14 protein-coding genes are annotated in these 13,399 nt (G+C 66.4%); 9 read left to right on the top strand and 5 right to left on the bottom strand.

Annotated features, from left to right (window positions below; genetic code table 11):
* Positions 1 to 45: 45 nt before the first annotated feature.
* Together ON20_RS21685 and ON20_RS21680 are read right to left on the bottom strand one after the other, a co-directional pair.
* Complete coding sequence (locus ON20_RS21685) at positions 46 to 1,470, bottom strand: HAMP domain-containing sensor histidine kinase (RefSeq protein WP_086009046.1); 1,425 nt, start codon at positions 1,468 to 1,470, stop codon at positions 46 to 48.
* A gap of 111 nt (positions 1,471 to 1,581) precedes the next feature.
* Complete coding sequence (locus ON20_RS21680; RefSeq protein WP_040838065.1) at positions 1,582 to 2,268, bottom strand: response regulator transcription factor; 687 nt, start codon at positions 2,266 to 2,268, stop codon at positions 1,582 to 1,584.
* A 338-nt stretch (positions 2,269 to 2,606) separates the two neighbouring features.
* Here ON20_RS21680 and ON20_RS21675 point away from each other — a divergent pair, with 338 nt between their 5' ends.
* The 5 genes from ON20_RS21675 to ON20_RS21655 are packed head-to-tail and all read left to right on the top strand — an operon-like array spanning position 2,607 to position 7,969.
* The gene (locus ON20_RS21675) at positions 2,607 to 5,621 is read left to right on the top strand and encodes a sensor histidine kinase (RefSeq protein ID WP_040838064.1); all 3,015 of its coding nucleotides are present in this window, start codon (positions 2,607 to 2,609) and stop codon (positions 5,619 to 5,621) included.
* Positions 5,618 to 6,025: a roadblock/LC7 domain-containing protein gene (locus ON20_RS21670; RefSeq protein ID WP_040838063.1), complete on the top strand. Its 408-nt coding sequence runs from the start codon at positions 5,618 to 5,620 to the stop codon at positions 6,023 to 6,025. The genes ON20_RS21675 and ON20_RS21670 overlap by 4 nt, the downstream gene beginning before the upstream one ends.
* Positions 6,026 to 6,032: 7 nt before the next feature.
* Entirely contained in the window at positions 6,033 to 6,407 is a 375-nt protein-coding gene (locus ON20_RS21665; RefSeq protein ID WP_040838062.1) for a DUF742 domain-containing protein, read from the top strand.
* Positions 6,397 to 7,020, top strand: coding sequence for a GTP-binding protein (locus tag ON20_RS21660; protein ID WP_051163058.1), 624 nt, complete (start codon positions 6,397 to 6,399; stop codon positions 7,018 to 7,020). Before ON20_RS21665 ends, ON20_RS21660 begins: the two co-directional genes overlap by 11 nt.
* Positions 7,013 to 7,969: an MHYT domain-containing protein gene (locus ON20_RS21655; protein WP_174361916.1), complete on the top strand. Its 957-nt coding sequence runs from the start codon at positions 7,013 to 7,015 to the stop codon at positions 7,967 to 7,969. The genes ON20_RS21660 and ON20_RS21655 overlap by 8 nt, the downstream gene beginning before the upstream one ends.
* Positions 7,970 to 8,358: 389 nt before the next feature.
* On the opposite strand, the gene rpmF is transcribed toward ON20_RS21655, so the two are convergent.
* The gene (rpmF, locus tag ON20_RS21650) at positions 8,359 to 8,532 is read right to left on the bottom strand and encodes a 50S ribosomal protein L32 (RefSeq protein WP_040838061.1); all 174 of its coding nucleotides are present in this window, start codon (positions 8,530 to 8,532) and stop codon (positions 8,359 to 8,361) included.
* A gap of 1 nt (position 8,533) precedes the next feature.
* Positions 8,534 to 8,809 carry a type B 50S ribosomal protein L31 gene (locus ON20_RS21645; protein ID WP_040838060.1) on the bottom strand — a complete coding sequence of 92 codons (276 nt, stop codon included), beginning with the start codon at positions 8,807 to 8,809 and terminating at the stop codon, positions 8,534 to 8,536.
* Positions 8,810 to 9,351: 542 nt separating this feature from the next.
* Between ON20_RS21645 and ON20_RS21640 the strand changes: the two genes are divergently transcribed.
* The 4 genes from ON20_RS21640 to ON20_RS21625 all read left to right on the top strand — a co-directional run bounded on the left by ON20_RS21640 (position 9,352) and on the right by ON20_RS21625 (position 12,591).
* Complete coding sequence (locus tag ON20_RS21640; protein ID WP_040838058.1) at positions 9,352 to 10,026, top strand: MspA family porin; 675 nt, start codon at positions 9,352 to 9,354, stop codon at positions 10,024 to 10,026.
* Positions 10,027 to 10,121: 95 nt separating this feature from the next.
* Positions 10,122 to 10,793: an MspA family porin gene (locus ON20_RS21635; protein WP_040838056.1), complete on the top strand. Its 672-nt coding sequence runs from the start codon at positions 10,122 to 10,124 to the stop codon at positions 10,791 to 10,793.
* Positions 10,794 to 11,173: 380 nt separating this feature from the next.
* Complete coding sequence (locus tag ON20_RS21630) at positions 11,174 to 11,848, top strand: MspA family porin (RefSeq protein WP_040838055.1); 675 nt, start codon at positions 11,174 to 11,176, stop codon at positions 11,846 to 11,848.
* 74 nt (positions 11,849 to 11,922) lie between these two features.
* Positions 11,923 to 12,591, top strand: a complete 669-nt coding sequence (locus tag ON20_RS21625; protein ID WP_040838054.1) for an MspA family porin — start codon at positions 11,923 to 11,925, stop codon at positions 12,589 to 12,591.
* A 91-nt stretch (positions 12,592 to 12,682) separates the two neighbouring features.
* On the opposite strand, the gene ON20_RS21620 is transcribed toward ON20_RS21625, so the two are convergent.
* Positions 12,683 to 13,387, bottom strand: coding sequence for an SAF domain-containing protein (locus ON20_RS21620; RefSeq protein ID WP_051163019.1), 705 nt, complete (start codon positions 13,385 to 13,387; stop codon positions 12,683 to 12,685).
* Positions 13,388 to 13,399: the final 12 nt, after the last annotated feature.

Here is a 13,399-nt window from a genome sequence, read left to right as displayed (position 1 = left end):
CCCCGGAAAGTTCATATGCCGAGGGGAGCTCCCGCGGGTGGGCGGCTAGGCAGGTGGCTCCGACGGTGTCCCGCTCTCGCCGGGCAGCACGATACGGATCAGTGCGCCACCGCGCTCCGAGGTGTCGATGGCGATGGTGCCGCCGTGTTTGATGACGACCTGTTTCACGATCGCCAGTCCCAGGCCGGAGCCCGGCATGGAGCGGGAGGCCGTGGTGCGGTAGAAACGCTCGAAGACCAGTTCGCGCTCGGGAGGCGGGATACCGGGGCCCGCGTCGTCGACCGACAATTCCAGCAGGCCGCGTCCTGTTTCGACCATGGCCACCCGCACCTGCTCTCCGGGGGGACTCCATTTTGCGGCATTGTCGAGCACATTGAGGACCGCTCGTTCCAGGGCCGCTTCCTGCCCGTAGACGAACCAGGGCCGCAGTTCGGCGGCGAACTCGACCGAGCCGCGCCGTCGCGCGCGTTCCAGCGCCCGTTCGGTCACCTCGCCCAGGTCCACGCGCTCATAGACACTTTCCGGCGCGTCTTCCCGGGCCAGGTCCACGAGGTCGCCGACCAGATTCGACAGTTCCTCGATCTGGGCCATCACATCCGAGCGCAGTTCGGCCATGTCCTCGGCGGGGATATTCGGGGCGCCCGGGCGGCTCGAGGCGATGAGCAGTTCCATATTGGTGCGCAGCGAGGTCAGCGGAGTGCGCAGTTCGTGTCCGGCATCGGCCACCAGCCGCCGCTGGCGGTCTCGGGATTCGGCGAGCGCGCGCAACATGGTGTTGAAGCTTTCGGTGAGCCGGGCGAGTTCGTCGTCGCCGGTGACCGGGATGGGGGTCAGGTCGTCGGTGCGCGCGATTCGCTCGGTGGCGGCGGTGAGTCGCGCGATAGGGCGCAGTCCGGTTCGGCCCACGGCGGTGCCGGCCGCGGCGGCGAGGACGACACCGCAGCCGCCGACCACGAACAGCAGCCAGGCCAGTCGGTCGAGTACCTCGCGGGTGGGTTCCAGGCGCTGGGAGATCACGAGGGTGACACCGGAGTCCATGCGCCGGGCCAGTACCCGCTGGTTGTTGTAGGTGCGCAGGGACCACGCGCGTTCGCCCTCGGCGACCTCGATCTCCTCGGTTCCGATCGGCGGTTTGGTCGGCTGCGGCGGCATGTACACCGGCAGGCTGCCGGGTTCGGTCGCCTCTGGGGAGGAGACCGAGAAGGGATAGATCAGGGCGACGCCGATATCGTTCGAGAACAGGGTCGCCACCCCGAGCGACTGGAAGGCCATATTGTCGATATCGCCGCTGATCATGGTGGCGGAGCGGGCTCGTAACTGGGCGTCCACCGCGTTGTAGAGGGCCCGCGCGACCATGGCGTAGGCGGCGATGGAGGTGACCGCGACCGCGATGGCGACCACGGAGGCGGCCAGCAGCGTCACCCGCCACCGCAGGGAGACGGTGCGGGTGAGTGGGGTCGGCGGGCGCATCGGCGCGGGTTCGTCCGGCCATGGACGGCCGAGGGTGGCAACGGTCGGTCGAGCGGTCCGGGCAGGCCGTTTCGCCGAGGTGCGGGGGGTACGTGCCATCGCGGACGCAGCTTACGGTGGGGTTTCGCGCAGGACGTAGCCGACACCGCGCACGGTGTGGATGAGTCGGGGTTCGCCGTCGGCCTCGGTTTTGCGGCGGAGGTAGCCGATATAGACCTCCAGCGCGTTACCGGAGGTGGGGAAGTCGTAGCCCCAGACCTCCTCCAGGATGCGTCCTCGGGTGAGTACCCGCCGCGGATTCGCCGTCAGCATTTCCAACAGCGAGAACTCGGTGCGGGTCAGCGAGATCGCCCGCGCTCCCCGGGACACCTCCCGGGTGACCGGGTCCAGCGACAGATCGGCGAACCGCATGGCTTCGGAGTCCTCGTCGGGGCCCGCGGCCCGGCGGCGCAGCAGCGCGCGCAGCCGCGCGAGCAGTTCCTCCAGCGCGAACGGTTTCGGCAGGTAGTCGTCGGCGCCGGCGTCGAGTCCGGCGACGCGTTCGGATACCGAGTCGCGGGCGGTGAGAACCAGGATCGGCAGGTCGTCACCGGTGCTGCGCAACCGACGGCACACCTCGAGACCGTCCAGCCGCGGCATCATCACATCCAGGACGAGCGCGTCCGGTCGCTGACCGGTGGCCTTCTCCAATGCGTCGATACCGTCCACGGCCAGGTCGACGGTGTAGCCGTTGAAGGTCAGCGATCGGCGTAACGATTCCCGCACGGCACGATCGTCGTCGACTACCAGAATGCGCATGCTTCCAGTTTGAACGTATCGACTGAGAGCCATCTGAGAGGAGTGTGAAACATCGGCGTCCGCTCCTTTGCGTATACCACTGATATCGGCTGTGACCTGGTTCTTTCATTGTTTACCGGAGTATGCACGCGAAGAACCGCTCGGGTCTCGAAAGATGTTCTGGCCGACTATTTTCAAGGATAAAAAGGATTAGGTCAGCGATTGCCGTTATGCACTATGCGCGGTATGTTCCGAGCGGTAAAAAGCAGACCTCCGGTTGGTTCCGTGCGGTTGGAACCGTAGACGCGAACAGCAACCGCCCCACGAGGTCGTTCGTGATGCGGAGGCGACAGAGACGGATGGAAGCACCGCGATCCTGGCAATTCGATCTGTCCAACTGGTCGGTTACCCGCAAGGTCGGCATTGTTCTCGTGCTGCCCGTCCTGTTGGCCACCGTGTTCGCGGTCCTGCGTATCAACAACGAACTGCGCGCCCTCGAGATGCTCGGCGCCGCCACCGAGCAGGCCGAGATCCTCGGGCCCCTCGTTCGCTACGGTACCGCCACCGAACAGTTTGCCCTCGCCTCGGCCGCCGCCCGGACCGCCGCGGCGAACCCGCAGACCGATGCCGCGCTCACCGCATTCAACTCCGCGCTCGCCGATCTGGAGAACGCTCTGGGCGAAGCCGAGGTCCGCGATGAGGTGAACACCGAGATCGCCGCCGCCGTGGCACTCGGCACCACCATGCGCAACAGCCTGCGCAACGGCTCGCCCGCCATGGTAGGCGACCACGCCGACGAGATCGCGGTGCGCCTGGGCAATGCGCTGGCACTGTCGCCCACGGTCGAAGACCTCGACATCCAGCGCTACTTCCAACAGCTGACCACGCTCCGGAACGCGCGCCGGCAGTTGATCGCCCAGCAGATGGTGATCAATTCCCCTGACGCCGCGAGCAATCCGACCATGCGGGCCCGGGTGCTGACCGCCGGCGGCGCCGAGCTGACAATGGTCTTCCAGTACGGGCAGATCCGGCCGGACGTCTCGGAGAACACGCGCACGCTGCTCGACGCCGTGCAGACCCGCCTGGCGGCCTTCGGTCAGAACACCCCCGACCCGGCGAGTGATCCGGCCGTGCGGGACTCCCTGCGGATCAGCACCGACACCTACAACGCCACGACCGACCACCTGGCGCAGCTCATCGACGTCTCCCTATACAACAGCACCATCGCGGCCCGCAACAGCGCGCTGCGCGAGGCCGCGCTGGTCATCGCGGTACTGTTGGCCGGTCTGGCGCTGGCGTTGTCGGTGGCCCGTACCCTGGTCGTCCCGGTGCGCCGCCTGCGCCGCGACGCGCTCGAGGTCGCGCATGTGAAGCTGCCCAACGAACTCGCCGTGGTGCGAAGCGGCGGCGCCACCCCCGAGGTCGAGCCGGTCGACGTCCAGGGTGACGACGAGATCGGCCAGCTGGCCCGCGCGGTCGACGAGATCCACGAGCAGGCGCTCGAGCTGGCGGCCGAACAGGCCCGGCTGCGCCTGCAGATCGGCAATATGTTCGAAACCCTGTCCCGGCGCAGCCAGACCCTGGTGGAGCAGCAGCTGGCGCTGATCGAGGAACTCGAACACGACGAGGACAACCCCGGACGGTTGCAGAGCCTGTTCCGGCTCGACCATCTGGCCACCCGTATGCGCCGCAACGGCGACAATCTGCTGGTGCTCGCCGGCACCGCGCTGCGTCGCGGTGCGCTGGCCCCGGTACCGCTGACGGATATGCTCTGGTCCGCGGTTTCCCAGGTCGAGGACTATCAGCGCGTCGAGATCGGCAATGTGCCCGACGGCGTCGTCGCCGGGGAGGTCGCGGTCGATATCGAGCATCTGTTGGCCGAGCTGATCGATAACGCGCTGCGCTATTCGCCGCCGACCGCCCCGGTGGCCGTGACGGTTTCGCGTGCGGTGGACGGCGGCTACCTGATCGAGGTCACCGACCGCGGTCTCGGCATGTCGGCCGAGGACCTCCAGGCCACCAATGCCCGACTGGCCTCCGGCGGGCAGATCGATATCGAAACCGCCCGCCGCATGGGCCTGTTCGTCGTCGGCCGGTTGGCGAAACGACACTCCATCACGGTCGGGTTGCGGCGCACATCCATCATGGTGCAGCAGCCCGGTATCACCGCGACCGTCCATCTGCCGGGTGCGCTGGTGGCCCCCGATGAGGACGGCGCGGCCGGCGGTCCGCCGCCCACGCCCGGCAGTGCGCTCGGCGCGGCGTTCGAACTCCCCGCGGCGGCACAGCGCGCGCTGGCGCTCGTACCCGATCCGCCCGGGTCGACGTCCCGGCCACCGGCGCAGCCGGCGCGTTTCACCGAACCGCTGCTGCCCCACAGCGAATCCTTCCGGGCGGACCGTCCCACGTTGGTGGGATCGGGACCGGACAGATCCGCGTTCGGCACCGGCGAGTTCGCTCTGCCGCAGCGTCGGCCGGCAAACCGGAGTACCGAGACACCGGAACCGGCCGCGTCGTTCGGGCTGTCGCCGGGGAATCGGCCCGCCGATTCCCCCCTCACGGGCGGGGCGCGGTCCGAGGCCACGGGTGGCCCCCTCGCTCGAGACGGGTATGGGACGGCCGGCACCGGAAGTGCGTTTCAGAACGGTTCCGGCCTGCCGATCCGCCGGCGTCCGGACTCGGATTCGCCGGCGTTTTCGGCGTTCGGCGGGTCCGATACCACGGTGGGGACCGGCGAATCGTTCGACGAGGATCCGGAAGAGCCGACCGGCTTGTGGTCGGAGGCCTATAAGACACAGTCCTATCCGGCCCCGACCTTCGAACCGGAAGCCGAACCCGATACCGGCCGCGCGGGGATGACTACATCGACTCCGCGGTCCGAATGGTCGTTGCCGTCCCGGACCGCGCCGTCCGCCGCGACACCTGGTCCATCGACCCGGCGTTCCGGATTCGACCGCAACGAACCGAATACCGGCGTGGAACGCAAGCCGCCCGGGCCGAACCCGACAACCACCGGTGCCAACCGTCTGCAACCGGTGACCGGCGAGTCCCCCACCCCGATCTACCAGCGCATGGTGTCGGAGTGGTTGGTCGAGCCCGCTGCTACGGATACACCCAACCGAAGCTGGTCGTCTCCCGGGGACGACGGCTGGCTTGCCGCCGAAGACGCCGCTACGCCGACCCCCACCTCCCGAACTGTCAGCGGCCTGCCGATCCGTCAACCGGGCGCACAGCTGGTACCCGGTGGTCTGGCACCTGTCGAAGAAGATGCCCCACGTAATCCGGAGGAGATCCGGAACAGCCTGACCAGACATCTCAGTGGCGTCCGCAGTGGACGGGCCAATGCACAGAACAACGACGGAGGGCTTGCATGACCAACCCGAAGAGCGGCACGGACGAGAATCTGAACTGGCTGGTGGCCCGCTTCACCCGGGAGGTCCCCGGTGTTTCCCACACCGTCCTGGTCTCCGCGGACGGCCTTCTGCAGGCCACCAGTCCGCACCTGCCCGAGGACCGGGCCGAGCAGCTCGCGGCCGTCACCGCCGGGCTGGCGAGCCTCTCGAGCGGTGCCGCCCAGCTTTTCGACGGCGGCAAGGTGATGCAGTCCATTGTGGAGATGCAGCGCGGATACCTATTGGTGATGAGTGTGGGCAATGGCTCGCACCTGGCCGTACTGGCCAACAAACAGCACGATATCGGTCGTATCGGCTACGAGATGGCGTTATTGGTCGATCGTGTCGGCTCAGTGGTCAGCGCGACTGCCCGTTCCACCGTTTGAGTAGGTCATGTCCAACTACGGCTACGGGCCACAGAATCGTCCCGCCAATCGTGTCCGTCCGTACGCCCTGACATCCGGCCGTACGGAACCCGCCGTCGATCTGCCCATGGAGGCGGTCGTCGAGACGATTTCCTATCACGCCCATTTCGACCATGGCGCCGGTGATATCCGCATGGAGATCCTCCGACTCGCCGTACACCGGTTGTCGGTCGCCGAAATCGCTGCGCACCTGGACCGTTCGCTCGGTATGGTCCGCGTGGTCATCGGCGATCTCGTCGTGGACGGAAACCTGCGCGTGCATTCGACCATGAGCGAGAAGACGAGCTACGACGAACGCCGTTCCCTGATGGAGAGGACATTGCGTGGACTCCGTGCCCTATAGGAACGCCGATGCCGTCTCCGCGACCCATGACGACGAGTGCCCTGCCTCGACCAAGATCGTCGTCGCCGGTGGTTTCGGGGCGGGCAAGACCACTTTCGTGGGTGCGGTTTCCGAGATCGTCCCCTTGCGCACCGAGGCCATGGTGACCAGTTTTTCCGATGGTGTCGACGATCTCGCCGACACTCCGGACAAGACGACCACCACGGTCGCCATGGATTTCGGGCGGATCATCCTGCCGGGCAATCTGACGCTCTATCTGTTCGGCACCCCCGGGCAGCGCCGGTTCTGGTTCATGTGGGACGACCTGGTCCGCGGTGCCATCGGCGCCGTGGTGCTGATCGATACCCGCAGGCTGGAGGACAGTTTCGCGGTGGTGGATTTCTTCGAGGCGCGGCAGCTGCCGTTCCTGGTGGCGGTCAACCGGTTCCCGGGCGCACCGCGGTTCCCTATGGCGGAGCTACGGCAGGCACTGGCGGTGCGGGAGGGTGTGCCGATCGTCGATATCGATGCGCGTAATGCGATGGAGGTACGGCAGACACTGGCCGCGGTCACCGAGTACGCGATTTCCCGGCTACAGGAAGCGGAGTTCGGAAAGGTCACCCAGCATGGTTGACACCCAGCGGCTGACGGCCGCGAGTGAGGTGAGCGTCGAACTGTTCACGATGGGGTACTGGCTGCCCGGCCTGGCGTTCGGCGTCTCGGTGGTCGGTATGGCGGTCGGTTTGTCGTGTGGGGTGAATGCGCGGCGGTCGATTCGGTTCCGCCCGGTCTGGGTGGCCGCCGCCGCGGTGGCGATCGGTGGTGTGGGTATCTGGCTGGCCGGTGTGGTGTCGCTGCTCGGGCTGTCGCTGCCGGGCAGGGACGCGCTGCGCTACGACTCGGGGAAGTTGATCACCTCAGGGTGGGTCGCCGTGCTGGCGGTGTTCGTCGCGGTGATGATCGCCGGGCGGGAGTTTCGGCTGCCGCGAATGATCGGCGGCGCGGCGGCGTTCGGCGTGTGCATGGCCGTCATGCTGTATCAGATGCTGGACTCGGTGGATTTCCATGGCTCGGTCGAGGTGAGTCTCTGGCTGTTCGCCCTGGCGACCGTTGTGGGCACGTTCGCCTTCTCGCTGTGCCTGTGGTTGTTCCAGGTGTTTCGGTTCCCCTTGGCTCGTATCGGCACGATCCTGGCGTTCGGGCTGGGCGTGGCCGCGTTCTACCACCTCGGTGTCGCGAGCCTGGATTTCATTGTGGACGGGTCGCCCGACTCGCCGCATGGGCAAGAGCTGTTCGGCTTCGCGTTCCCGGCGTTCGTCGTGGGCCTGCTGTCGTTGGCCGGGCCGATCACCGCCGTACTGGTGGCGCCGGATCGCCGGGACGCCGAAATGGCCGCCGCGACCGCGGCGGTCGTGAAGCGTGCGAAGAAGAAATCCAGGGCGAAAAAGGACCCCGAGGCGAAAGACGATGCCGACACCGGTGATTCGGGTCAAAGCGGTGGCACCACCGTGCAGCGGGATCCCTGGCCGACCGGGCCGCTGCCCGGGAAACGCCCGGTCTCCGTGGCCGAAGCGCTGCGCTGAACTGCCCCGAAAGTGGCGATGAGCGGGTCTCCCGTCTCCGGGAGACCCGCCCTCACGCACGAGGATAGCCGGTCGACATCAATGAAAAGGCCGAAGCGGCAAAATTTTCTATCCCTGTATACGGCAGTGGTGGAGTGCCGCGCATCCATGGGGCAAATATAGTGCAATCGCTATCTCGCCCATCTCCTCGCAAAATTCATCGAATTCGATAGCCGAGTAGTTGCTATCAATCTCGATTGAGGCCCTGCGCACCACCGAACGCCCTCTTTCGCAGTCGTTTTCGTGTCCAGGGGACATGACATGAGGTGAAGGCATTCGGCAACAGTGTGATACGTTAGCCCGCTTGCGTCGATATCGGTGGTGCGCCGGAGTCGTACCACCGATATCCGTCAGAGACGTTCCGGATCGATGAGTCCGTGGCGGACGGCCTGTACCAGTCGGCGCGGTATCTGGCGCACCGCGCCGCCGACCTGGACCGATACCAGATCCGGTGCTGTCGCCTTCCAGTTCGCGCGCCTGCTGCGGGTGTTCGACCGCGACATCCTCCGCTTCGGTACCGCCATCTCAACCGTCCCGTCCGGCCCGCGCGCCGCGCGTCCGCCTACCGTATTTGCGTTCGAACTTCTCCACTCGGCCCTGGGTGTCCAGTACCCGGTTCGCGCCGGTCCAGAACGGGTGGGAATCGGCGGTGACGTCGACCACCAGCAGTGGATAGGTATTGCCGTCCGACCATTGCACGGTCCGCGCGCTTGTGGCGGTCGACCTGGTCAGGAACTGTTTGCCGGTGCTCGAGTCCTCGAACACCACCGGGTGGTAGTCGGGGTGGATTCCTGCCTTCACTACCTCTCCTTCCGAGCTCGGTCGCTTCACCACCGCGAGACGGATCGGCCACCTGGCTTCTGTCGGCAATGATTTTCAATTACCGATGCTGCACGCTACAGTGTTGGGTCGGCATTGTCGAAAACGATTTCCATCTTCGTTGGTGTGGAGGAACCCATGCAGACACATCACCGGATACCCGGCGAGTACAACCCCCAGGGGTCCGGCCGAGCGGAGCCGTAGAAGGGATCTGGAGCCAGGTGTCGTGAGAACTGTTGGTGCACTGAGGGGTTCGCGTGCTCTACGTTCCACATTGCTTTTGGTTCCACTCGATCAACGCTGTACACCACCGTCTTCGTCGTCCGTGGCGCGTAATCGCCGCAGGAGGACGAATCGGTTCCCCGTGCGCTGGGTCGTCGACTCGGTTCGGGGATGAACACCCGGATACGCCGTGCCGGCATCGGTTCCTTGGAGGCAACAGACAGGTGACTTGTCGGAACTACCTTGAGATGGCTCGACCGTCCGTGGGTCGGCACTGTTTGTACAAGATGATGAGGGAAAACATGCGCGAGAAACGCAGCAATGGACTGCGTCGTGGAAGCCGGATCACCGGCGTAGGCGCGGCTGCCGCCGTCGCGGTCGGGTTGCTCTCGACCGGTGCGGCGAATGCCGACACCTTTGTTCCACTACCGGATGGTCAGAAAGCCGGCCCAGGGGTGACCGTCACCCGTACCGGCGAGAGGGCGCTGATCTCACCGTCCATGGCGGCCAACGGGGCGGGCCGGGTGGTGTGGGTCTCCGGTAACGTGACCGCCGATGTCACCGTGACACCCGAGGGTGAAGTGGGCCCGAACAATGGCCCGACCGGTGCCGACGGCACCAACAACTCCTCCACGCATGGCGCCTCGCAGGTGAACACCGGCTATATCGTCGGCTGCCAGGTGAGTATCGGTGATGACGCGATCGGCCTGGGCCTGTCGGCCGCCCTCGACCTCGAGGCCGGCGGCCTCGGCGGTTCGGTGGGCCTGAACCTGGGCCCGGGTGAGGTCAAGTTCGTCCAGATCGACTATAAGGACATCCTGAAACCCGGCCGATACTCGGTCGAATACCAGGATGCCGAGATCGAGATCCAGGGTTGTGCAGGCTACGCCCAGGCGCGTGCCTACACCGTGGTGGAGATCATCGGCGATCACTATTCGAAGGTCACCTTGTACGGGCAGCCGTTCAGCATCGGCTGATCACGCGGAGCGTCATCCGCGACGGACGCTGTCGTCGAATCGAACGAACACCAACCCTTCTCGCGCGTGCGAGCCTACCCATCGAAGGGTGAATCATGTCCACACGTCAGTATCTGGCGCGTTTCGCCGGAATCGGCGCTGCCGCAATGGTCGCCATGGGGCTGTTCTCCACCGGAGCCGCCGACGCCGATACTTTCATCCCGCTGCCCGGCGGGGAGATTGTCAAGACCTTGTCCGACGGCACGGTGGTGACCGTGCGGCTGGTCGGTGAGTCCGCGCTCATCAACCCGTCCATGGGCGCCACCCCGGTGCACCGCAATGCCTGGGTCACGGGTAGCGCTCAGGTGGAGCTCTCCGGTACCGGGGCCGATGCGGGCGGCAGGATCTTTCCGGGATACGTTGTCGGCTGCCAGGTCAATATCGATGGCGGCGGTGTCGCGGGCGGTGTCTCCGGTGCGACCGCCTGGGAAGACGGTACGGCCAATGTCGGCGCCGAGAGTGGGGGCGCGCTGACCCTCGGACCTGGTCAGGCGAAGACCTTCTATGTGCTCGATATCGAAGGGCCCGATGACTATGGGAACGAAGAGCACAACACCAATAACGGGTTCTCCGGCAGCAGTGGATCGGTGACCTGGGTCGACGAAACCATCGGTCTGTCCGGTTGTGGGGGATATGCCCAGGCGCGCGCTTTCGTCAGCGTCGAGGTGGAGACGGAGAATGTCATCGGCTGGGTGACGCTATGGGGAAAGCCGTTCAGCCTGGGCTGATCACCCCGTTGGTCGGGTTCGATGACCGGGCGGGGTATCCGCTTCCCGGTTGTGCCGTCCGGCATTCTCCGAGCTAACTGCCGTACCTCTCGATCAGGGACTCATCGCAGTCCGCGATGGGTCCCTGATCTTGTTTTATAGCCGGACCGAACTGCCGGCGAATGGCGAATTTCCGCGACTCGCGTAACCTTTCGGCCACTTCTCCCACACGTGATGGCCATTCCCGGGCAGCGGCACGGTACTCCAGTGTTCACCGAGTGTGTGGATCCGGGTTCATCTACCGGACAGGGCGGTGCTCCACGCTTACGGAGCCTGTTCATAGGTCTCCCGGCGCCGATCGCTGCGATGCCGGGTGTTGCTGAAACCTGATGAGGGGAAGTATGAGCAAGAACCGCACCACCGGTCTGCGTCGCGGCGCGCGCGTTCTGGGCGTCGGCGCTGTTGCCGCCGTGGCCATGGGACTGTTCTCCACCGGTGCCGCCGATGCGGATACCTTCGTACCGCTGCCCGACGGGGAAAAAGTGGGCCCCGGTGTCACCGTGAAGCGTCTCGGTGAGCACGCGCTGATCTCGCCGTCCATGGCGGCCAATGGCGCGGGCCGTGTCGTCTGGGTCTCCGGTACCGCCGTTGCCGATGTCACCGCCACTCCGGAAGGCGAGGAGGGGCCGAACAACGGTCCGACCGGTGCCGACGGCACCAACAACTCCTCTACGCACGGGATATCGCAGGTGAGCACCGGCTATATCGTCGGCTGCCAGGTGAGTATCGGTGATGACGCGATCGGTCTGGGCCTGTCCGCCGGTGTCGACCTCGAGGGCGGCGGTCTCGGCGGCTCCGTGGGTCTGGATCTGGGCCCGGGCGAGGTCGAGTTCGTCCAGATCGAATTCAAGGACATCCCGAAGGCGGGTACCTATTCGGTCGAGTACCAGGACGCGGAGATCCAGATCCAGGGGTGCGCCGGCTATGCCCAGGCGCGTGCCTACACCGTGGTCGAAATCATCGGCGACCACTACTCGAAGACCACCCTCTACGGGCAGCCGTTCAGCATCGGCTGACGGTCGATACCGGTCGAATTCACCCACCACATCTCTCGCTGTAGCGAATTCAACCCCAGAGGGGCATAAACGTCATGTTCAACCGTAAGTACCTCGCGCGCGTGGCCGGTGTCGGTGCCGCCGCCACCGTCGCGCTGGGCCTGTGCTCCACCGGTGCGGCCCACGCCGACACCTTCGTCCCGTTGCCCGGCGGCGAAATCGTCAAGACCCTGTCCGATGGCACCGTGGTGACCGTGCGTATGGTCGGTGAGTCCGCGCTCATCAACCCGTCCATGGGGTCCACTCCGGTGCACCGCAACGCCTGGGTCTCCGGTAGCGCCCAGGTCGAGCTGGCCGGCGACGGCGCCAAGGGCGGCAAGATCTACCCCGGCTACGTCGTGGGCTGCCAGGTCAACATCGACGGTGGCGGAGTCGAGGGCGGCGTCTCCGGTGATGTCAAATGGGAGAGCGGCGAAGGGATGGTCGGCGCCGAAAGCGGCGGCGAGCTGACGCTCGGGCCCGGCCAGGCCAGGTCCTTCTTCGTACTCGATCTCGAGGAAGCCGACGACTTCGGCAACGAGAAACACGAGCGGCGCAACGCGTTCAAGGGAACCAGCGGCAGCGTGACCTGGGCCGACGAGACCATCGGACTGTCCGGCTGCGCCGGCTACGCCCAGGCGCGTTCGTTCGTCCGGGTCAAGGTCGAGACCGACAATGTCATGTCGGTCGTGACCCTGTGGGGCCGGCCCTTCAGCCTCGGCTGATCCGACTCGGCCGAGCCGACGAGGCGCTCGGCCGGATCGACGTCCTCTGAGGAGCGGGCCTGTCGCACCTGTTGTGGCAGGCCCGCTCCCGTCAATGGAGCACCACGGTGAGGGCGGTGCTCAGCGAGGCGGCGGCAACGGCCGTGGCACGGGCGGAGTCCAGGGCGACGAGCATCACCCGCTCGGTCGCCCGTCCCGGACCCGGCTCGGTCGGTGATCCGGAGACCAACACCACCGTCGCGTCGGTGGCCAGTGTTCTGGCCGGAGCGGCGTCGCTTTCCTCGACGGCCACCACATCCACGCGGTCACCAGCGCGTAGGACATCGGTGATCGCGTTGTCGGCCAAGCGGATCGGCACGATTCGGGCGTTCTCGGTACCCGCGGCGATCGTGGCCAGGCGTGGACCGACAACCCGCAGATCGGTAACGACTTCCCCGGCGCGCAGGGCCGCGGTGAGTACCGCACCGCTCAACGGTGCCGCGTCGTGAACGGCGCCTTCGGGAAGCAGCGCGGAAGGATGGTGGGCGATCCGCAGGTCCGCCGATTCCAGTAGATGGCCGGGTGGGAGGTCGCGGCTCGCGACGACGACGGCGGCGCGGGCGTCGTCGGGATCACCGCGGAGGAGCAGTGCCACGGCGGCCATGGCGAACACGGCGGCGAGCAGGCGGCGGACCAGGAGCGCATCGGCCCAGGGCGGTCGGTTGGCGAAGGCGTCGCGCCAGGTTTCTCCGTTGCCGAGTGCGCGGCGAAAGCGGAGTTGTCCTCCCGGGCGGATAGGGGCGCGTGCACGAGTCATACGCCGAGCGTA

This window comes from Nocardia brevicatena NBRC 12119 (genome assembly GCF_000308495.1).
Lineage (GTDB): Bacteria > Actinomycetota > Actinomycetes > Mycobacteriales > Mycobacteriaceae > Nocardia > Nocardia brevicatena.
This window is presented reverse-complemented; position numbering and strand designations above follow the sequence as displayed.